The 20,611-nt window shown below is 59.0% G+C and carries 20 protein-coding genes and 1 pseudogene; 13 read left to right on the top strand and 8 right to left on the bottom strand.

Annotated features, from left to right (window positions below):
• Positions 1-109: 109 nt before the first annotated feature.
• The 5 genes from HB778_RS16470 to HB778_RS16450 all read left to right on the top strand — a co-directional run bounded on the left by HB778_RS16470 (position 110) and on the right by HB778_RS16450 (position 5,861).
• Positions 110-1,055, top strand: a protein-coding gene (locus HB778_RS16470) for an IS630 family transposase (RefSeq protein ID WP_183455851.1) whose coding sequence is annotated in 2 segments (ribosomal slippage) — positions 110-448 and positions 450-1,055 — 945 coding nt in all. Because the reading frame shifts where the segments join, the coding sequence is not laid out codon by codon here.
• A 175-nt stretch (positions 1,056-1,230) separates the two neighbouring features.
• Positions 1,231-1,755 (top strand): DUF982 domain-containing protein, encoded by a 525-nt coding sequence (locus HB778_RS16465; RefSeq protein ID WP_183464780.1) that lies wholly within the window; start codon positions 1,231-1,233, stop codon positions 1,753-1,755.
• 6 nt (positions 1,756-1,761) lie between these two features.
• Positions 1,762-2,835: a YihY/virulence factor BrkB family protein gene (locus tag HB778_RS16460; RefSeq protein WP_244661932.1), complete on the top strand. Its 1,074-nt coding sequence runs from the start codon at positions 1,762-1,764 to the stop codon at positions 2,833-2,835.
• Between the two features lie 171 nt (positions 2,836-3,006).
• Positions 3,007-3,669, top strand: a complete 663-nt coding sequence (locus HB778_RS16455) for a flagellar basal body-associated protein FliL (RefSeq protein ID WP_244661931.1) — start codon at positions 3,007-3,009, stop codon at positions 3,667-3,669.
• A 65-nt stretch (positions 3,670-3,734) separates the two neighbouring features.
• Positions 3,735-5,861, top strand: a complete 2,127-nt coding sequence (locus tag HB778_RS16450) for a bifunctional DedA family/phosphatase PAP2 family protein (protein WP_183464779.1) — start codon at positions 3,735-3,737, stop codon at positions 5,859-5,861.
• 271 nt (positions 5,862-6,132) lie between these two features.
• Here the strand turns inward: HB778_RS16450 and HB778_RS16445 are convergent, their stop codons facing one another.
• Positions 6,133-7,401: an IS256 family transposase gene (locus HB778_RS16445; protein WP_183457400.1), complete on the bottom strand. Its 1,269-nt coding sequence runs from the start codon at positions 7,399-7,401 to the stop codon at positions 6,133-6,135.
• A 137-nt stretch (positions 7,402-7,538) separates the two neighbouring features.
• Here HB778_RS16445 and HB778_RS16440 point away from each other — a divergent pair, with 137 nt between their 5' ends.
• The 5 genes and pseudogenes from HB778_RS16440 (at position 7,539) to HB778_RS16420 (ending at position 12,040) form a co-directional block, all read left to right on the top strand.
• Entirely contained in the window at positions 7,539-8,303 is a 765-nt protein-coding gene (locus HB778_RS16440) for a diacylglycerol/lipid kinase family protein (RefSeq protein ID WP_183464778.1), read from the top strand.
• On the top strand, positions 8,257-9,153 hold the full coding sequence (locus tag HB778_RS16435) for a metallophosphoesterase family protein (RefSeq protein ID WP_183464777.1): 897 nt from the start codon (positions 8,257-8,259) through the stop codon (positions 9,151-9,153). Before HB778_RS16440 ends, HB778_RS16435 begins: the two co-directional genes overlap by 47 nt.
• Before the next feature lie 230 nt (positions 9,154-9,383).
• Positions 9,384-9,728: a hypothetical protein gene (locus HB778_RS16430; RefSeq protein WP_183464776.1), complete on the top strand. Its 345-nt coding sequence runs from the start codon at positions 9,384-9,386 to the stop codon at positions 9,726-9,728.
• A 48-nt stretch (positions 9,729-9,776) separates the two neighbouring features.
• Positions 9,777-9,965, top strand: a complete 189-nt coding sequence (locus HB778_RS16425) for a hypothetical protein (protein WP_183464775.1) — start codon at positions 9,777-9,779, stop codon at positions 9,963-9,965.
• A 1,213-nt stretch (positions 9,966-11,178) separates the two neighbouring features.
• Positions 11,179-12,040: pseudogene (locus tag HB778_RS16420) on the top strand (alpha/beta hydrolase).
• Between the two features lie 143 nt (positions 12,041-12,183).
• Here the strand turns inward: HB778_RS16420 and HB778_RS16415 are convergent.
• From HB778_RS16415 to HB778_RS16400, 4 genes are all read right to left on the bottom strand, one after another.
• Positions 12,184-12,471: a hypothetical protein gene (locus HB778_RS16415; RefSeq protein ID WP_183464774.1), complete on the bottom strand. Its 288-nt coding sequence runs from the start codon at positions 12,469-12,471 to the stop codon at positions 12,184-12,186.
• A 98-nt stretch (positions 12,472-12,569) separates the two neighbouring features.
• Positions 12,570-12,935, bottom strand: coding sequence for a response regulator (locus HB778_RS16410; RefSeq protein WP_183464773.1), 366 nt, complete (start codon positions 12,933-12,935; stop codon positions 12,570-12,572).
• Entirely contained in the window at positions 12,928-13,980 is a 1,053-nt protein-coding gene (locus tag HB778_RS16405) for an HWE histidine kinase domain-containing protein (RefSeq protein ID WP_183464772.1), read from the bottom strand. The genes HB778_RS16410 and HB778_RS16405 overlap by 8 nt, the downstream gene beginning before the upstream one ends.
• Positions 13,981-14,207: 227 nt before the next feature.
• Positions 14,208-14,441, bottom strand: coding sequence for a DUF6894 family protein (locus tag HB778_RS16400; protein WP_183464771.1), 234 nt, complete (start codon positions 14,439-14,441; stop codon positions 14,208-14,210).
• Positions 14,442-14,767: 326 nt separating this feature from the next.
• On the opposite strand from HB778_RS16400, the gene HB778_RS16395 reads away from it, so the two are divergent.
• Together HB778_RS16395 and HB778_RS43465 are read left to right on the top strand one after the other, a co-directional pair.
• On the top strand, positions 14,768-15,070 hold the full coding sequence (locus HB778_RS16395) for an exopolysaccharide production repressor protein (RefSeq protein WP_183464770.1): 303 nt from the start codon (positions 14,768-14,770) through the stop codon (positions 15,068-15,070).
• 229 nt (positions 15,071-15,299) lie between these two features.
• Positions 15,300-15,761, top strand: a complete 462-nt coding sequence (locus HB778_RS43465) for a thermonuclease family protein (protein ID WP_432421254.1) — start codon at positions 15,300-15,302, stop codon at positions 15,759-15,761.
• Positions 15,762-16,708: 947 nt separating this feature from the next.
• Here HB778_RS43465 and HB778_RS16385 read toward each other — a convergent pair.
• The 3 genes from HB778_RS16385 to HB778_RS16375 all read right to left on the bottom strand — a co-directional run bounded on the left by HB778_RS16385 (position 16,709) and on the right by HB778_RS16375 (position 18,202).
• On the bottom strand, positions 16,709-17,155 hold the full coding sequence (locus HB778_RS16385; RefSeq protein ID WP_183464768.1) for a MucR family transcriptional regulator: 447 nt from the start codon (positions 17,153-17,155) through the stop codon (positions 16,709-16,711).
• A 76-nt stretch (positions 17,156-17,231) separates the two neighbouring features.
• Positions 17,232-17,354: a hypothetical protein gene (locus HB778_RS42805; protein ID WP_280515966.1), complete on the bottom strand. Its 123-nt coding sequence runs from the start codon at positions 17,352-17,354 to the stop codon at positions 17,232-17,234.
• A 350-nt stretch (positions 17,355-17,704) separates the two neighbouring features.
• Positions 17,705-18,202 carry a ferritin-like domain-containing protein gene (locus HB778_RS16375; RefSeq protein ID WP_183464766.1) on the bottom strand — a complete coding sequence of 166 codons (498 nt, stop codon included), beginning with the start codon at positions 18,200-18,202 and terminating at the stop codon, positions 17,705-17,707.
• 279 nt (positions 18,203-18,481) lie between these two features.
• On the opposite strand from HB778_RS16375, the gene HB778_RS16370 reads away from it, so the two are divergent.
• Complete coding sequence (locus tag HB778_RS16370; RefSeq protein WP_183464765.1) at positions 18,482-20,605, top strand: catalase; 2,124 nt, start codon at positions 18,482-18,484, stop codon at positions 20,603-20,605.
• Positions 20,606-20,611: the final 6 nt, after the last annotated feature.

Genomic DNA, 20,611 nt, shown 5'->3' with positions numbered 1-20,611 from the left:
TGCGGGGATTCTCGCGCTAGAGCGGGATGAATTGAGGCTGAATCGAAGGGATTCCCCTAGGGTGGCAAATCTGATTCAACCTTCTTGCTAGGCAAGGAGGTTGGTAAGGATGGGCAAGCCTTATTCGATGGATCTTCGCGAACGGGTTGTTGCGTCGGTTGAGCGGGAGGGGCTGTCGCGACGGCAGGCCTCGGTGCGCTATGGAGTTGGTATCAGCACCGTCATCAGGTGGGTGCGCCGCTTGCGCGAAACGAGCAGCCTTGCACCCGGCAAGATGGGTGGGCACCGGCCGAAGAAGATTGCCGGTGAGCATCGGGACTGGCTTCTGGTGCGCTGCCGGGCCACGGATTTTACGCTGCGCGGTCTTGTGATCGAGCTGGCCGAGCGCGGCCTTGCGGTCGACTACCGCTCGGTGTGGGAGTTCGTCCACGCCGAGAAGCTCAGTCACAAAAAAGACGCTGATCGCGGCTGAGCAGGATCGCCCGGATGTGGCGCGCAGGCGGACACAGTGGGCAAAGTATCAGGACCGCATCGATCCTTCCCGTCTGGTGTTCATCGACGAGACATGGACCAAAACCAACATGGCACCGCTCAGGGGATGGGCGCCGCGCGGCGAGAGGATCAAGGCCAAGGTGCCGCACGGCCATTGGAAGACAATGACCTTCCTGGCGGCGCTGCGTCATGACTGCGTCGATGCACCATGGCTCATCGACGGACCGATCAACGGCGAGCGTTTTCAGCTCTATGTCGACAAGGTTCTCGTCCCAGTCCTCAAGCCCGGCGACATCGTCATCATGGACAATCTCGGCTCACATAAAGGCAAGGCCGTGCGCCGCGCCATCCGCGCGGCCGGCGCCAGGTTGTTCTTGCTGCCCAAATACTCGCCCGATCTGAACCCCATCGAGAAGCTCTTCGCCAAGCTCAAGCATTGGCTGCGCAAGGCTGCCAGACGAACAGTCGAGACCGTCTGCGAAGCCATCGGTCAGATCCTCGGCACCGTCACTTCAACCGAATGCAGAAATTACTTCACCGAGGCCGGGTATGTACCAACCTAAATTCATCCCGCTCTAGCCGACGCCTGGTGCCCGACGAGTTGCGCGGCGCGCCCACCAAACTTGGGATGGACGCCAACCAACGATGAGATTTTGGCTTGTTGGACGACTGATCGGAACCGGTGTTCGTTCGTTTCGTTACCCTAACGACGTTGGCGTCGACGAGATGGGATATGGTATGGACGACAAGTTGTTTAACGAGCGTGTAACCATACGTGTAACCGCCAACGGCAAGCTGCAGCGGATACGGTCCGCGAACGATGCCTCAGCCATCCTTGCCAGCGTCGATTGGCCTGGAGAGCGAACCGCTATCCATCGGGACGCCTTCGAAACCGCCGAAAAAGTCTTCGAAGGCTACCGTTCAACGGAAGATGCAAAAATTCGTTTTTTGGAGGCCGCGCGCGAAGCTGGCATTCTTTTCGACGACAGCCATACCCAAACATCAGATCCCAAGCGCATCTATTTCGAAAGCAGTGTTAGCATCCGTCCTCACGGCAGCGCCTCGGTGAGGGAAGTAAAATCGGTGAATGGCGCCAGCGAGGTTCTGGTGGATTGGCCTCATTCGAAACGCGGACCTTACTATCAATCGGCCAGGGAGACGATCGAGGGTGCGATTGAAGGGAAGGCCACCCCTGATCAGGCGCGTGATGCATTTGTGGCCTTGGCAGAATACGCCGGAATTCTGGTTGATAAGTCCGCCTGACGACCGATGTGCCTGTTCGAAATGTCAGCAAAAACTTCTGAGTCCACCGAAAGCAAATCGCTGATTGACAGGGAGGCCGAGCGCCACGCTGCTCGTTCTTCCAAGGATCAGCCAACGACTGTAGGTGAGTACGGGCACGAGCGAGGCAGGGAGGCGGAATGGCCATCCGAGATTCCTGCTGTAGGATGGAGGGACATCGCTTGGCGTGTGTGGGAGGAATTCAACAAGGACCGCATCATGCTGGTCGCAGCGGGCGCCACCTTTTACCTGCTACTCGCACTGTTTCCAGCCCTGGCGGCCTTCATGTCTCTATACGGGTTTGTGGCAGATCCGGTGACCGTAGCCGACCACGTTTCCTATCTCGCCGGCCTGCTTCCTTCGGGCGGCCTGGATCTCATTCGTCAGCAGTTGCAGGCGCTGGCACATCAGAACACCAGCGCGCTTGGGGTGGGATTTTTCGCCGGCCTGGCTATTGCGCTATGGAGCGCAAACAGCGGTATCAAGGCGCTGTTCGACGCCATGAACATCGCCTACGAGGAAACTGAAAAACGCAGCTTTATACGACTAAACTTCATGTCGATCGCATTCACCATTGGTGCTTTGATGATCGGCATCGTTTTGCTTCTGGCCGTCGGCGTCGCCCCAGTCATCTTGTCGTATTTATATCTCGACAAATGGGCAGAAGTGCTCTTCGCGGTGGGGCGGTGGCCAATCCTCATGCTGGCCATACTCACCGGAATATCGTTGATTTACCGGTTCGGCCCAAGCCGGGAAAAAGCTAAGTGGCGCTGGCTGAGCTGGGGTGCCGTGATGGCGACGTTGGTCTGGCTAGCTGCATCGTGGCTGTTCTCATTCTATCTCCAGCATTTCGCCAATTACAATGTGACTTACGGATCGTTGGGCGCCGTGGTCGGTTTAATGATGTGGACCTGGATTTCGGTGATTATCCTCATTGTCGGGGCCGCGATCGACGCCGAAATGGAACATCAGACCGCACGCGATTCAACCACCGGGCCGCCATTGCCAATGGGTCAGAGAGGGGCGGTTGTTGCTGATACGCTTGGCAAGGTCGCTGAGTGATACCAAATCTCGATTGCCCACCAAGCGTCGTTTCCATCGGACCACGGCACGGATAGCTTGCCGGGAGGGCACCCGCATCGATCGATGGGTGACCGGAATTCTATAAATGATCGTCAGCGAAATTCGCAATGTCATGGCAAAGGCCGCGGCTCAAGATTGAGAAGGCCCAAAATGTCGCACGAACCCTTCTTACGGAGTCTGTTTAATCGCTCCAGCGTGCTTGGTCGTATCTTTGCGCTACTGATCCCGTCGCTCGTGACGCCGGTCTCCATCAGTGCTGCTCTCGAAACGACATCGTCGGGACTCGCAGATGCGACGGTGCTGATCATACGTCATGCCGAGAAGCCTGATAGCGGGACAGGGCTATCTCCTGCAGGGGAGGCACGCGCACAGGCCTATGTGGGATATTTTCAGCACCTAATGCTCAATGGTGTCGAGTTTCGACCCGACACGCTGATAGCGACCGCCGATTCCCCAAACAGTGCGCGCGAGCGTCTGACACTGACGCCCTTAAGCCAGGCCCTTGGAGTTCCCATCGATCTGAGATTCAGCAACACGGACCTCGCAAGCCTTGTTCATTTGCTGACGAGCGAAGCCCACGGAAAGTCCGTGCTTATTGCCTGGCATCACGGCACATTGCCACAGATCATAGAGGCGCTGGGTGGTGACCCTCACGCGCTGCTGCCCGACGGATACTGGCCGGACAACGTTTTCGACGCTGTCGTGGCGCTTCGCTACGACCATGATGGGAAATTCATTCCCGGCTCCGAGCAGCTCATTCACGAAGACTTCGCAAACCCGCCGGGACTTATCTGGGGAGCGAACTCCCAATGAGCCCCTCCCCCGTAAATAGCCTCCTCCGGGGGCTTCGTAGCTTCCGTCAAAACGGGCGACGATAGATGTCCTTTTTCTCGGCGCTCACGGACTACATCGCTTCGCACCCCCATCTCGCGTATGCGGCGATCTTTCTGCTGGCTCTGTCGGAATCCGTTCCGGTCATCGGCGCAGTCGTTCCTGGAACGGCCATCATTGTCGGTCTTGCCGCTCTTGTCCCCAGCGGCGTGCTGACGCTCTGGCCGATGTTGATCGCCGCCTTTCTCGGCGCGATCGTCGGCGACGGCCTGTCTTTCTGGCTGGGCCATCGCTACCACCGTGAAATCCTGCTGCGGTGGCCGCTCAACCGATATCCCGAACTCATCGCGCGCAGCGAGGCGTTCTTTGAACGGCACGGCGGCAAGAGCGTCTTTCTGGCGCGCTTCACGCCGGGCGTCCGCGCTTTCATCCCGCTCGTGGCAGGCATGTTGCGAATGCCGGCCCGCCGGTTTTACTACGCCAACATCCTCTCGGCGTTTGTTTGGGCGCCGTCGCACATCCTGCCAGGCGTGTTCGTCGGCGCATATTTCAGCGTTGCCGGTGCTGCCGCAGGCCGGCTCGCGGTGCTCTTGGTCGCGCTGATTATTATCCTGTGGGTCATCGTTTGGGTTGTGCGTCACGCGGTACGCCGGGGCATTCCCATCCTTCTGGCCAATCTGGAGCGGCTGCGGGGCTGGGCAAGTACCCGCGATAGCTGGATGAGCCGCCAAATCCGCTCTTTGCTCGATCCGTCCCAGACGGAAACGAAGATCCTTGCGGCGCTGGCACTGCTACTCGTGGCCGCCGCCTGGACCTTCTTCGGCATCCTTGAGGATGTCGTCAGCGGCGATCCGTTGGTACGCACCGATGCCGCCGTCTTTCGCATCCTTCAGGACCTTCGAACGCCATGGGGCGATTCCTTGATGGTCGGCTTCACTGAACTGGGCGACACAACGGTGGTGACTGCAATTGCCGTCGTCGTGTTCCTGTGGCTGGCCTGGAAGCGCGCCTGGCGCACCGCCGCTTACTGGGCGGCAGCCATCGGCGGCGCGGCAGCCATCAACACGGGCATCAAGGTGGCCCTCCATCGTGCGCGTCCCACCGAGAACCTCTATTCCGGTTGGAGCGATTTTTCCTTTCCCAGCGGTCACAGCACCGAGAACGCCGTCATGTACGGCTTCCTGGCCTTCCTGATCGCTCGGCGCGTCCGACCGGCTTGGCGTCTCCCAGTAGCCCTCGCGGCGGCCATTTTCGTGGCTTTGATCGCCTTCTCCCGGCTCTACCTCGGTGCGCATTGGTTTTCCGACGTTGCGGGCGGACTGGCGTTCGCGACGGCTTGGCTGGCCCTGCTCTGCATTGCCTACTTGCACCATCAACCGTCCGAAAAGGGCGGCGGAGGTCTCTTGATCGTGGCTTGCGCCGGCCTGGTCGTCGCAGGCGGATTCAATGTCTATCGCCGTCACGCTGCGGACATGGAACGCTACGCGGTCCAATACGAGGCACCGTCGATCCTCGCGGCCGAATGGTGGACGCAGGATTGGCAGCAATTGCCCGTGCAGCGGATCGATCTCGCAGGCGAGGCCGAGGAACCGTTGACCTTCCAATGGGCAGGCAGCCTGGAACGCCTCGAAGCCGACTTGGCGCAAAAAGGCTGGCGCTCGCCAGCTCCGTGGACGTTGACCGGCGCTCTCGCTTGGTTCACGCCGCGCCCCGATCCGATGGCCCTGCCAACGTCGCCCTATATGGAGCGCGGGCGCTTGCCGAGCCTCACGCTGGTCCATCCGCGCGGCGAGTTGGGCGGGACCAGTTCACGCTTCGTGCTTCGCGTGTGGGCGACCGACATTGACCTGCGAAACGGCCACCTGACGGAACTCTGGATCGGGTCCGTTGTCGACGAGCGGCTGGGCAATCGCTTCCCGCTCTTCACGCTGGCACTGGCGCAGCCCGACGCGAACGGCCCCCGCGACCTTCTTGCTGCGTCTCTCGACGCCGGCCGCCTGGTGACCCGGCCCGATCATAGTTCGACCCCCGTTTGGGATGGCCAGGTTCTGCTGGCCCGTGACGGGAGTATTCCGGCCAATCCAGGAACGGGAGCTTTGCAGGAAGGGTCTGCCAGCCGCTCACCCAGACGACTCCTGGAGGTGACGCCTCGCAATTATCAGATGCATGAGTAGCAGATACCAGTTTCACCCCTTCGCAAGTGGCACATATGACAGTTTTGGTTCTCCTCAATCCAGGGGCTGGCTCGGTCAAGGGCGCAAACAGCGGTGACCTGGAAAAACGCCTTCGTAATGGATTCCAAGCACGAGGGATCGAGACCGAAGTGCGTCTTGCTGAAGGCCGCGAGATCGCGGAGATGGCGCGTAAGTTCGCAGTCTCGAAGTCTCCCGGCAAGAAGTCGCGGACGCTCGTCGAGCTATGCTGCAATTTGGGTGACGAGGCTGATCAAGCGGCGCTCTGCGGCTTCAGTTCAATGACCTCGATTCCATCCTGGAACGTTGCACCTGCGATGAGTTTAGGCAACTGATTTTGTCCTTTCAGTCGTCGCCACGTCCTGGCCGCGGCCATGACCAGCTTGAAGACCATCAGCCTGGCGGTTTTCGAGGAGAGTGAGCCCTTGGTACGCACCGTGCGATGGCGAACGGTCGCAAAGACGCTCTCGATGGGATTGGACGTTCGCAGATGATCCCAATGTTCGGCGGGGAAATCGTAGAACGCCAGCAAGGCATTCTGATCTTTGGTCAGGCAGTCGACCGCCTTGCCGTATTTCGCATCATATTTCTCGACAAAGACGGCAATCGCCGTCTCGGCTGAGGCTCGGTTCGGGGCGGAAAAGATTTCGCGCAAGTCCGTCTTCATGGCGGCCTGCACCGATTTCGGCACCTTGTTGAGCACGTTGGCTGTCTTGTGCACCCAGCATCGCTGGTGCTTGGTGCCGGGAAGGAGCTCATCGAGCGCTTTCCAGAAGCCAAGCGCGCCGTCGCCGACGGCAAGATCGGGCGCGATCTGCAGGCCACGACGCTTGACGTCGACCAGCAGCTCGCGCCAGCTCTGTGCGCTCTCACGAATGCCGGTCTGGAAGCCGAGCAGCTCTTTCTTGCCCTCGGGCGTGGCGCCGATCAGGACCAGCATGCATTCGGCATGATCTTCCATCCGGGCCTGCAGGTAGACCCCGTCCGCCCACACATACACATAGCGGCGCGCCGAAAGATCGCGCTTTTGCCAACGATCGTATTCGATGCCCCACTCCGCCGTCAGTCGCGTGATCACCGAGGGTGAGAGGTTCGGCGCCTCCTTGCCCAACAGAGCTGCCAGAGCTTCCTGAAAGTCGCCCGTCGAAATGCCGCGCAGATAGAGAACGGGAAGAAGCGCATCCAGACTTCGTGTCCGACGCGCCCATTTCGGCAGGATCGATGAGGAAAAACGGATGCGCTCCGCTTCACCGTTCGCGCCGCGATCCCGGACCTTCACCCGGCTGACGGGCACCGCCCCGATCCCCGTCTGGATGCTCCGCTCCGGCCCGTGACCGTGCCGGACCAGCCGGTCACGTCCGTCCGGAAGCTTGAGATCCCGCATCTCGGCAAGAAACGCTTCGGCCTCCATCTCGATCGCCTGCGCCAGCAATTTGCGCGCGCCGGTGCGAAGCACATCCGTCAGGGGATCATCGATTTCGTCGGGCTGACGAAGGCGAACAATGTTGATAGTCTCGTTCATGGCGTATCGCTCTCCTTGAGAGGTTCTGGCAGGCTTCATCACCCGCCTCGATACGCCGCCCTTCTCAAACCGTCATCACCCAGTTTCAGCCATAGCTCACGCTCGTCGTTGGTGGGGGCGATGGCACTCTCGGTTCCGTGGCCTCGGCTATTACAGGGACGAATGTCGTGCTTGGCGTCCTGCCGCTAGGCACCCTCAATCATTTCGCCAGGGATATCGGTTTGCCAAACGATCTAGAGGCGGCCATGGACGTCATCGCGGCGGGCCACGTGCAGAAAATCGATGTTGCGGAGGTGAACGGCCGGGTCTTCCTCAACAACTCGTCCATCGGCATCTATCCGTTTCTTGTCGCCGAACGATCCGCAGAGCAAAAGCGGAGCGGGGTAGGAAAGCTTGCTGCTCTCGGCCCAGCGCTTCTCCTGACTCTCAAGGCATCATCCTGGCAAAGGGTCAGAATCTCAATCGACGACAAGGGGCGAGAACAGCGGACCCTGTGCGTGTTCGTTGGCAACAATTTCTACGATTTGAGCAAGCTCGGCCACCGCAGCAGCCCTACGTTCGGGGAACTGTGCGTCTACGTCGTGAAGCAGCAGTCCTGGCTTGGACTTGCGCTGCTACCCTTCAAGGTCGCCTTCGGTTTGATCGACCCGGTCCACGATCTGGAACTATTCCGAGTGAAAAGTCTTGAGATCAGAGCACGCCGACGACACATGCGAATTGCGATGGACGGTGAAACCGTCGAGGCGACAACTCCGTTGCGTTATCGAATACAGCCCGGTGCTCTGCGGGTTCTCGCCACCCGTCCTGACGAAGGCCGCCCCTCGAAACGCATGATGCTGGTGAGGTATCGGCTTGATGAAGACGATTGCCCATCTTTCCGACCTGCATTTTGGCAGGATTGACCAGACAGTATCCGATGCACTCGCTGCCGAGGTTCGCGCAGCCGACCCTGACATTGTTGTCGTCTCGGGAGACATGACGCAGCGCGCACGCAAGGAAGAGTTCGCGCAGGCACGCGCATTTCTCGACACATTGCCATACCCGCAGCTCGTCGTGCCAGGTAACCATGATGTCCCGCTCTACAACCTGTTCGCGCGCGCCTTCACGCCGCTGTCGCGTTACAAGCGCTATATCACCGCGGATACCGATCCGTTCTATGCCGATCCGGAGCTGGCCATCGCTGGGATAAACACCGCTCGGTCATTGACGATCAAGGGAGGCCGTATCAACGGCGAGCAGCTTGCGTGGGTGAGACGAAGTTTTGCCGATCAGCCGGATGAGACGACACGGATCGTGGTGACTCACCATCCCTTCGAAGGGCCCAGTGCAAATGACGATGACGGTATCGTTGGGCGGGCGAGGATGGCGATGGGGGTATTTTCACAAATTCGCGTCGATGTGATCCTGTCTGGGCATCTGCATCTGAACCGCATAGGTTCGAGTGCGGTCCGATACGATATCGAAGGCTACTCCGCCCTGCTGATCCAAGCTGGCACAGCGATTTCCTCACGCCGGCGCCAAGAGGCAAATTCTTTCAATCTCATTCGGATCGAGCGGCCAGAAATCCATCTGGAGTGTCGGGCATGGGACCTCGACAAGGTGAGATTCGTCAGATCGACGAGCAAGAGCTTCCGGCTCGGACGGTCAGGCTGGGCGCCAACAGGGGGGACAACTATTCCCACGCTCATACAAAGCGCTGAAGACGGGATTATACGGGCCGGCGATCGGATACATGGCTCGCCACCGTCTTAGCGACTATGCGAACGCCCTGACCCTACGAATTTGCCTAGCTCATCGTAACCGACGTTCTGCTGATACTCGGGGAACGGCGGCTTTCAGGCTTCGTTGGCGTGTTTTGGTTGATCGTGAAGCAAACTCAACGGATCGGCCGGCTTCAAGTCGGTCGATCATCTGCGCCTCATAACCGTTCCTATTGCCGGCGCTAGCTTGCGCGCCGGCGCTGGTTGCGGCAGGCTCCTTCAATGAAACAGATGTCGTCCTTATCCGCCTCGGCCCTTTTCGTTGTGGTCATTGTGCTGGCGCAGTCGGCACCTTCCGTCGCCAAAGACCGAACCATGACAGGCAACATTCGTAGCTTCGAATGCGGAGACAATTGCTATCTGACGATTGTCGATACGAAGAAGGCCGAGCAAGTTGGTCTGTGCGTGGCTCCTGAGTGCGCGAACTGGAACGAGCGTACCTCTATGCCGGCGCGTTACAAAGGCAAGCGCGTAACCGTTACTGTCGGGCAAGGCCAACAACTCAACGATGCCGGCGAAGTCATGGGGGAAATGATGGCGTTCAAAAAGATCAAATTTCTCGACTGAAGTTTGCTAGGAACCGGCAAGCTTCGAAGCAGAGGGAGCGTCCCAGCGGTGGCCTATATGGTGATTTGGTACGGGAAAGAGGGCATCGTTGAAAAGACGCCCTTCGATGCCGAGAAAGCCGCACGAGATCACGCGCTGGCGACATTCGTTGCGCGAAAGCAGAATGACGGTATCGTAGCGGTGGAAGTTCGCAAAGACGACGGCACGGTTGTATTCAGTCAAGCAGGAGGCAACTAAATCGTCTGGATCGTGGTCGCGGTGCTTCAGTGGGCCGGCTGGCTATAGGTCGAACAGATCGTCCTTCACCCGGTCGAGCAGATCAGCCTGCTCCAGAACGAAACAAAAAAGCCCGCGCCTCTGGCGGAGGACGCGGGCCGATCAGGGGTACAGGCCCCGATCCAGCAGCAATATCCGGGAGATATCGCTGCCACTATGACTCTTTAGCGCAGGCTAACGTTCCTGATGGCAGCGACAGGTTGATGACTTTCCGACCAAGCGGCTGCCAACGCGGTTCAGGCAAGGATGAAGCCGGCCAAAAGGACCGAAAGGACGAGCGAGAGGGGTACGGCAAGAAGCCAACGAGCCTCCAAAATACTGGTATGCGGATTGTCCATGAACTCATGCCTCGTGATTTATTTCTCCGCGCTATAACGGAGTGCGGGACCAAGAGGTTCCGGGTTCGACGATGACCTTCGCGGTTTAGTACCAGCGTCCACGGCCGTAGAAGCCGCCGCCTACCAGAAAAACAATAAGAACGATGACCAGAATTGTGGTGATATTCATATGCACCTCCTATGAGCGCGTCCGGCGGTACTCGCCGTTTGCCGCTCTTGCCCTTGGCAGGGCGTCACTTGGGCCTGTCACTTAACATCAACCAACGTTCGCCATGGCATTCTTGTTCCAATGGACGGACCAAGCATGGGCCGCGCAACGGGACCGCCCGCTTCCCACCTCGGCTGGAACGGTTTCGGAAACCATGCGGGGGACCTTTGAGGAACCACCGGCCTCTCGATTTCTTTAGCTGCATGAAGCAACTTGGCGCCCTCGGAATGGAAGATCACGACCTCACCGTTTCAGCCAGTGAATCGCCCGAACAACCATCTCTATCCCCCGATCAAGCGGCTGAAGGTGATTTCGGCGGGCCATTTGGATATGGGCATCCTGCTCACAAGCCACATCCATTTGCCACTTACACGTTTTCGGCCGGGGCGATTCGTCCTCTGCCGATCCAAAGCCAGAGAAGACGGCGATAGCCGGTTGGCCCAGGACGGGTCGGGCTCCACCGCTCCAAAGCACCTCAACAGCAAGGCGGATATGTCTCTTCCTGGCCATTGCAGGGACAGTGCAGGCAGCTTGGCTCTTGGTCGACACACGGCCCCGATAACAGCGCGGATCCAAAGCCCGATGTTGGATGTGGAACCTCCGGTCACACCCAAGGTTTAGCACCTTGATGTTCGAAGGTTTCCGACTTGAGACAATCCAGCTGCCCGAGGCGACGCTTCGGGTGAGGCACGGCGGTTCAGGACCACCGGTCCTGCTTCTGCATGGCCACCCACGTACACATGCCACCTGGCATCGCGTTGCGCCGCTTCTCGCCGAAAGCCATACGGTTGGTTGTCCTGACCTTCGCGGTTTCGGGCAGTCTTCGATCCCCGAGGACACACACGATCATGCAGGATCATCCAAGCGCACCAAGGCAAAAGACTGTGTCGCGCTCATGCGCCTTCTCGGCTTTGACCGGTTTGCCGTCGCCGGGCACGATCGCGGAAGCTACACCGCTTTCCGCACGGCGATGGATCACCCATCCGCGGTAACGCATCTCATCATTCTGGACGGTGTTCCCATCCTTGAAGCACTCGAGCGCTGCGACGCCCGCTTTGCCACAGATTGGTGGCATTGGTTCTTCTTTGCCCGGCCCGACAAGCCGGAGCAGGCGATCATGGCCGACTCCGAAGCCTGGTATGGCGGCTCCGCCGATCAGATGGGCGCGGAGGGCGTTCGCGGACTACAGGGGAGCAATTCTCGACGCTCGTGTCATCCATGGGATGATCGAGGATTATAGGGCCGGCCTCTCAATCGACCATCTGCATGACGCGGATGACCGAAAGGCTGGCCGACGGGTCCAATGTCCCACTATGGTTCTATGGTCGATGCGCGATGATCTGGAACGGCTTTATGGCGATGTTCTCGATGTATGGCGCCCGTGGACGAAAAGCTTGCAGGGGAAAGGCATCGCCAGTGGACACCATATGGCTGAAGAGGCGCCGGAAGCGCTCGCGGCAGAAATCCTGGCTTTCTCAAGTTCCATCTAGAGCACGAACCCATAAATTTAGGCGCGGCGGCGGGGGGCCGCATTGATACGTATTGCGGACTCAGGTCAGACATCACGCGAGGTCCGAAAAGCGTCAATAGCCGACATCACCACGCACGCCTCGAATGACAAAATAGACCGCGATCATGCCTGCCGTGTCGGCGCTGGTGACCGGGCGGGCTCCTGGTCCTCCATGCTGTTTTCGTTCACTTGGAAAGCTTTGCCCTCAGGCTTCGACTGGTTGCGCTTGTCGCTGGACTGCCGTGGGTGCGCTGGTGAGCGAGCGGGCTCTTGGTCTTCCACGCTGTTTTCATTCACTTGAAAAGCTTTGCCCTGCAGCTTCTGCTGGTTGCGCTTGTCGCCGGGCTTCTGCTGTGGTTGGTGCTGTTGATTTTGCGCTGTGTTGTCGTTCATTTCGAGCTCTTTCACCATCGCGTCCTCCGTTGCTAGAGGACAACGCCCGCCATTGTGGTGGGTTCCAGGCACGATGGTCGATACGCCCGCTAAACAATTGAGACTTGCCTCCGCGATCAGCCAGAAAGAAGGCGCTCGAGCGTGGCGGTCAGTTCGTCAAAGCTGAACGGTTTTCGAAGGACCGCACGGTTGCTGAAACCCTCGCGCATGTCGCGACCACTGTTGCCGGTTGAGTAGATGAACGGCACACCGCGCTCGGCAAGCGCGTCGGCCACGGTATTGCTGTCGCCGCCGTCCAGATTCATGTCCAGCATAGCGGCATCGAAAACCTGCGCTTCGATCAGGGCGATCGCCTTTTCGATCGTAGCGGCTGAGGTCACTGACTGGCACCCAAGATCGCCCAGCATGTCCTCAATCATCATCAGGACCAGAATTTCATCCTCGACAACGAGGAAGCGCCGGCCAGAAAGCAGTTTATCCATCGCGAATTCCCGGTACCGGAATGTTCATCGTGCAGATCAACCCGTCCGGGCGATAGTCAAGTTGCACAGTGCCTTCGAGTTCGTGGGTCAGGCCGCGCTCGATCACGCGCGAGCCGAATCCCTGTCGTGACGGTGGCGTAACCGGTGGTCCGTCCTTCTCTTGCCAGGACAGGATCAGCCGGCGGCCCTCCGAGGTGGGGTTGATCCTCCAGTCGATCCGGATCGAGCCCTTGTCGTTGGAAAACGCACCATATTTCACCGCGTTGGTCGCGAGTTCGTTGAACGCGATGCCAAGGGCCAGCGCCGCCTTTGTCGAAAGGCGGATGTTCTCCCCGGCAATCACCAATCGCTCCGCCCGCCCGTCGGTGACACCGAACGGTTCCAGGGCATCGTGCAGCACGTCGAGCAGCCCGGCGCTGTGCCAATTTTCACGGGTCAGCAAATTGTGCGACCGCGAGAGCGCAAACAGTCGGGACTCGACAGCTTCGCGGATCGCCTTCGGATCGGAATTGGCGCGCGATGCCTGCCAGACGATCGATTGCACCGTTGCCAGCGTGTTCTTCACCCGGTGGTTCAATTCTTCGATGAGCATTTTGGATTGCGCCTGCTCCTCCTTGTGTCTGGTCAGATCGACGAAGGAGGCAAAATACTGAACCACGGCGCCGCTCTTGTCCTGGACAGGACTGGCAAAAAGGCCCGCCCAGAATTCGCTGCCATCCTTGCGCCTGTAGAGAATTTCCGTACCCGTCTCCGCATTGGCTTCGAACTCGACCTTGATGCGTTTCAGGGCTCGGGTGTCGGCGCCATTCGCCATCAGGAAATTGAAGGGCTGACCCAGAACCTCTTCCCTGGCGTATCCGGTCAGGGCGAGGAAGGCGTCATTGGCAAAGATGATGGGATTGCCGGGTTCTTTCGCATCGGTGAAAACCATGGCCATTCGTGTTGTCTCGGCGGCAACCACGAACGGGCCAAGGTCGTCGTGAAAGCCCTCGACTTCGGCTTCGGCGTCCTGCTGCTCTTCGGACTTGGCGACTACGCTGGACATGTGCTTGACCGGTGGGCGTCCGCTATGTCGGTGACCGTCATCACTCATCTCCCATGGAGGGGCGAAAGCGTGATCGTTCTTTCAATCGCCAGCGCCCACTCACAGGCTGGTGACACCTGCTTTGTACGCTTCCGACACTCGATTAGCGAGTCATTCCACGCCCACTGTATTGGGCGCAGATACGCTAAAATCCTTGCTAGGGAATTGAGACAGGCACGCAATCCTGGCTAGTTCGTCTGCAACTCGAACTTGATTGTGACTTGAACAAGCTGGCGCCCGGTCTCGTCACGAACCTTGAACGTCAACTCTCGGTAGGCGCCATCCGGCAACATCTCTCTCGCCATTTCCATTAGCGCCCTAACGGCCTCGTCCTTGGCTGCGTCAAAGCTTATAAGTCCCGTCCCCACTGTGTCGGGGTAGCTTTCGCCCGTGTCGGAAAAGTCGAAGAAATAGAGGGGCATGCTCCTCAATTCGCAGTCCGCTCAAAAGTTCATTGTACGGGTTGAACGAAGGTGGGTCTGTCAAATGCCCGCTGGCGAAGCCCGTATGCCCATGTGCCCCATAACGGGTCAATAGGTCTGGCACCGCAATTGCATTGATAGATACGGGGTTGGGGTGAGGACCCGTCGCTTCGCAAATGAGGCGGCGGGCCTTTGGCTCCTCGTGCTTGTCTTGCTCGACGAGATTACCGCTGCGCAAGCGGCCCGGACTGCGATACTTGCACGCTTGCTAAAATAATGAGAATTTGCAGGGGGAGCCGTTGGGGAACGGCAAGGGGGGTTGGGCAATGTATTTTCCGCAGTTTCTGGTGGGAATGCTGACGACGTCTGTCGTCGTCGCGGCTTGGGCCTATCTCGACACGGGGTCCATTCTGAAAGGGGTAATCTGGGGCGTCATCGCGGCTGTTGTGTTGCAGGTCGGGTATTTCGCGCTCGTGTTCAGGCTCGTCTATAGGCGACGAAAAAACATCGAACAGGAGGGGGAGGAGATTACTCCCGAGAGCCAGCAAACAGCCGGTCGGCCCGAGGTAGGCGACAAAGAAGGGCTGACGCCAAAATCCATTAGCGGAACCGGCTTGATGGAACATTAGGCGCCTCTAAAAGTTTGTGCTGGCGGCAGGTGGTGCCCTCCATCGCCTGCTGAAGATCGGGCCTCCGATCGGCCCGCGTTCTCCGCCAGAGGCGCGGGCTTTTCAACCCAAGGACAAAAGATGATCGACAGGACAACGTAAGCGTGTTCCGATCAGTGACTGCCCTTCGGTTCGCGTGATCCAGCCTTAACAATACGACGAGAATGCGCAATAATCACATTGTTCTGCCATGTGTAGATTGACCCTCGCTCTCGCGTTCGTTCTCACCTGTGGCCCCGTGTCCGCGGTAGAGCATTGGTTTGCTCATGACGGCGACACGCTGTGGCGTGACAAGAATCGAGTTCAGTTGCTCGGTATCGATGCCCCGGAACTTTCGCAGACGTGTGTTGATGCCGCTGACAGGCTCTGGCCTTGCGGCAGGTATGCGCGTGACCACATTCGCCATCTCATTGCCGTAGGGGATGTATCCTGCACCATCGAAGGCAAGGACCGCTATGACGACGATGTCGGCGTTTGCTTCGTGGGAAGCATCGATCTCGGACGCGATCTGGTGAAACACGGATTGGCGGTCGCCGACAAACAAGCGCCGCGATACCTTGCCGAAGAGCGCGAAGCCCGCATTGCCAAACGTGGCTTGTGGGCAGGGCAGTTTATCGATCCCGGCGAATATAGACGGGGTGGACGCCCATAGGCTTGGTGCCAGCCTACATCGCCTCTGACGGTGCGAAGAAGCAGTTTTCGTCCTCCTCGGTCGGGTGCAGGCAGATATGGAAGTTATCATCGCCTGACGGGATTACGGCATCATAGGGAACGAAGTAGCGGTCTTGGTGGGTGACGCGATGGTGGTCGCCAGGCCTCAAGATGATGACGTAGCCATCAGGTCGCGGTGTCACGGTTGTGCTGGGGATTTTAGCGCATTCTCCCGTCACTGGATCGCCGTGACAGCAGGCCGGTGGATAGGTCCAATTGCTGTGCGCACTGTGTGCTGACGCAGAGCCATCCTCAAGCGCCGCAGCCGTGGCTATCACGCCTGCCAACCCCACCATGTGTCGTTCCGACCGCGTGCACCCCGAATGGCTCCAACTACGCTGCAGGATTTTCGTGACGCTTAGCGCACCGATTGTTTCTTGGCGTATGCGGCGACTGCGCAGAGGAAAGCCAATGCGGCGGCATCGCACGCCGTCCGAGATGGGCCTTTGGCGAAAAGAACCGCGTCCGCAGCCGGTATCGTCAGGCCATGCTTTTCGGCGAAAGAGGTAACTTCGTATGGCTGATCGTCAGATCGAATGGCGATGCCAAAATCATGATTCATGGACTACATCCTCCCAGTTCGCGGCCCTTTTCCCTTTGGCCTGACGCAGAAATTAACTGCCGGTGCATCGCGCGAGTCCAGCAATTAGGGATTGTGTAAAACGATACACTCCGCAATCGCGCCTACATTTCGTTGCTTTCGATGGTACCGGCTTCGCCGGTCGGGCAGTTGGGTGGCTGGTGGCGGTGACTTCCGCAGCCTGGCGCCTGTAGTTCCAGCGCCGCCGCTCCGTGGGAGGTTGCCTGAAAAGGCACCGGCCAGACGGAACAGGTACGCCGCGCTTAAGCAGTGGCTGAGTCTTGACGTTGCGTCATGTCGATCGGCCGTTAAGCCTTTGCCTTTCGCTTCGCGGGCGCCTTCTTAACAGGTTCAGCCTTGCGGCCGAGACCGCTTGCCTTTGCCAGCGCAGACCGTGTCGCGGCGTAGTTTGGCGCCACCATCGGATAGTCGGAAGGCAGGCTCCACTTAGCGCGATATTCTTTTGGCGTCATGCCAAGCAAACCAAGGTGGCGTTTCATCGACTTGAATTTGCGGCCGTCTTCGAGGCTTACGATGTAGTCGGGAAACACGGACTTCCTAGGGTTGACCGCTGGTGTTTGCGGCTCGGCCAGCCCTGCCACTGGCCGGCTGAGGCCGGACATTGACTTATGAACCGACGCGATCAGATCCGGCAGACTTGCTGCGGGAATCGGGTTGTTGCTTACAAACGCGGATACTATTTCGGCGGTCAGTTCTGCTAACTCGGCGGCGCGATGGTCAGTTTCGTCGGACATATGCTGGTCCCCTGTTTATCTGACCATCGTCTTATTGGAGCGCTCTTAAGGGTGCAACTGACGGTTCGTGAACAGCCTACAAGTTGAGCGCTTGGAAAGCCTCGTAGCCTGCATCGGTTAGGATCAAGGTTTCAACACTATCGGGATACTTGGGATGGGCGCCGGTTTCCAGATAACCACGGGCCTTGAGACGGTCCATGGTTTCCGGACCACAGTTCCTTATTTTGCTGACATGAGCGTGCACATTAGGTCCAAATACCGCCAATTGCTGGAGCGCTCCTAGCTCGCGTTTTTGAAGAGCTCGTTTCGATTGAGGCCAATGCCGGAAATCAAAGCTCAGCCCTCGTCTTTGGTCTTCCGAGCTTACTGTTCGCCCATCTCCTTGCCGCGTTCCTTGGCAAGCTCTTTGGCCTGCTGTGGGGAGACATCTGTCTGCTCGGCGATGCGCAAAGCTTCCTGGGAGGAAATGCGGTGGTCTTTGGATGGGGTATTGGCAATTGAATATTCTCCACATCGAGGCCCGCGTGGTCCGGCGGGCCTCGTGATAAGTCAGGCTGCTTCTGCTTGCTGGTTGACGACCGAGGTGGCGATTCCGGTCAGGGCCTCGTCGGTCGCCTTTTCTTCCTTCAGTGTCGCTTCAAGAAGCGCAACGGCGTCATTCAGGCTAAGTTCCTCGGCCCAGGTGCGCATCGTGCCGTAGCGTGAAATCTCGTAGTGCTCGACCGCCTGCGCGGCAGCCAGAAGCCCGGCGTCAAGCGCCGGCGAACCCTTGTATTCTTCCATGATTTCGGCGCCCTCGTCGGTGATGCCAACGATTGCCGCACAGGTCTTGCCCTGCGGCTTCTTGCCGATGATGGCGAACACCTGTTCGAGGCGGGCGACGTGGCCTTCGGTTTCGCGGCGATGCTTAACAAAAGCGGCCTTCAGGTCCGCACTCTGAGCTGCCTTCGCCATCTTGGGCAAGGTTGCGAGAATTTTCTTCTCGGCAAAGTAGATGTCTTTCAGTGTGTCGTGGAACAGGTCTTCGAGCATTTTCTGTTTGGCCATTGTATTCTCCTGTGGCGTTGACCCTCGGATGAGCAATGGGCGGTCGAACCAATTGTTCCGCGCTGCAAACAATCGATCGAGAAGCCTCGCCAAGCCTCGCCACCGAGCGGCGGAAGGCCACGGCCTCACACTACTGGCCGCCTTGCCTTCTCAGGGGACCGAGCAGGCTCTTCTTTTGCCAAGACCCCTGCGGACACAACATTAGAACCGGTCGGAACCTCATGGCGTCGTGGCCATTGTGAATGAGTGCGCCAGCCGAACTCTTTCAAGGAACAAGCCATGGCCAAGTCTCCAAGCCGCAATGCCGGCAGCCAAGCCGCTATCCATGACCAGAGAATGGTTCGAGGCGAAGGAGGCGAACTACACCAAATTGCCAATGGCGCCATTCCTGTCCTCACCACCGCCCAGGGCGCCCCGGTGTCGGATGATCAGAACTCACTGAAGATCGGCGCACGCGGTCCCACGGTCCTCGAAGACTTCCATTTTCGCGAGAAAGTTTTTCACTTCGACCACGAGCGGATCCCCGAGCGTGTCGTCCATGCGCGCGGCTACGGCGCGCACGGCTATTTCGAAACCTATGAATCTCTGGCCAATTACACCCGCGCCGACATTTTTCAACGCGCCGGAGAGAAGACACCGGCCTTCGTGCGGTTCTCCACTGTCGCCGGCAACAAGGGATCAGCCGATCTGGCACGCGACGTGCGCGGCTTCGCGGTAAAGCTCTACACGCAGGAAGGCAACTGGGACATCGTCGGCAACAATATCCCGGTGTTCTTCATCCAGGACGCCATCAAGTTTCCCGATCTCATCCATTCGGTCAAGGAAGAGCCCGATCGCGGCTTTCCGCAGGCTCAGTCGGCGCATGACAATTTCTGGGATTTCATCTCGCTGACCCCTGAGAGCATGCACATGATCATGTGGGTCATGTCGGACCGAGCCATCCCGCGCTCCTTGCGCTTCATGGAGGGCTTCGGCGTTCACACCTTCCGGATGGTCAACGCCAAGGATGAATCCACCTTCGTCAAGTTTCACTGGAAGCCGAAGCTCGGCATGCAATCGGTGGCTTGGAACGAGGCGGTGAAGATCAACGGTGCCGATCCGGATTTCCATCGCCGCGACCTGTGGGATGCGATCCAAGCCGGCAATTTTCCGGCGTGGGAGTTGCAGCTGCAATTGTTCGACCAGGCGTTCGCAGACAGTTTCGATTTCGACGTGCTCGACGCCACCAAGCTGATCCCCGAGGAAATCCTGGCGCCGATCCCGGTCGGTCGTCTCGTGCTCGACCGGATGCCCGACAATTTCTTCGCCGAGACCGAACAGGTCGCGTTCATGACCCAGAACGTCCCGCCCGGTATCGATTTCTCCAACGATCCGCTGCTGCAGGGACGGAATTTTTCCTACCTCGATACGCAGATAAAGCGCCTGGGCGGCCCGAACTTCACGCATATCCCGATCAACGCGCCAAAGTGCCCGTTCCATCATTTCCAGCAGGATGGCCACATGGCCATGCGCAATCCGGTCGGCCGCGTGAACTACCAGCCGAATTCGTTCGGCGAAGGGCCGCGGGAGTCGCCCCAGCGTGGTTTCCGCTCGTTTGCCGAAGCCGAACAGGGTCCGAAACAGCGTATCCGTGCCGAGAGCTTTGCCGATCACTACAGCCAGGCGCGACAGTTCTACATCAGCCAGACGCCGCCGGAGCAAGGGCATATCGCAGCCGCGCTGACCTTCGAACTCAGCAAAGTGAAGACAGCGGTCATCCGCGAGCGGATGGTGTCGCACCTGCTCAACATCGATGATGGACTTGCCAAGAAAGTCGCTGCGGATCTCGGATTGAAGGCAATGCCGAAACCCGCCGATGCGGCTGTTGCCACCCGGCAGGATCTTGCCGTAGCACCGTCGCTCAGCATCCTGGAAAATGGGCCCAAGCGGTTCGAGGGCCGCAAGCTCGGCATCCTCGTTACCGACGGTACAGATGCGACGCTGCTGAAGGCACTGACCTCGGAATTGGCCAAGGCCGGCGCCAGTTTCGAGATCATCGCTCCGAAGGTTGGCGGCGCGAAAGCCAGCGACGGCAGCCTGATCGAGGCGCAACAGATGATCGGGGGCGGCCCCTCCGTCCTCTACGATGCAGTAGCGTTGCTGCCGTCGAAGGCCGCGATGGCCGACCTGATCAAAGAAGCGACCGCGCGCGATTTCGTCGCCGACGCTTTTGCGCATTGCAAATTCATTGGCTATGTCGACGCCGCGATGCCTCTTTTCGAAAAAACGGGTATCGCCGACAGCCTCGACGGAGGCGTCATTGCGCTATCGGGACCGAAGGATGTCACCGGCTTCCTGACGGCCCTGGGCGCTTTACGCCTATGGGCGCGCGAGCCCAAGGTGAAGATGTCCAAGCTGTCGTGAGGCAGG

This window comes from Mesorhizobium huakuii, from assembly GCF_014189455.1.
Classification (GTDB): domain Bacteria; phylum Pseudomonadota; class Alphaproteobacteria; order Rhizobiales; family Rhizobiaceae; genus Mesorhizobium; species Mesorhizobium huakuii_A.
This window is presented reverse-complemented; position numbering and strand designations above follow the sequence as displayed.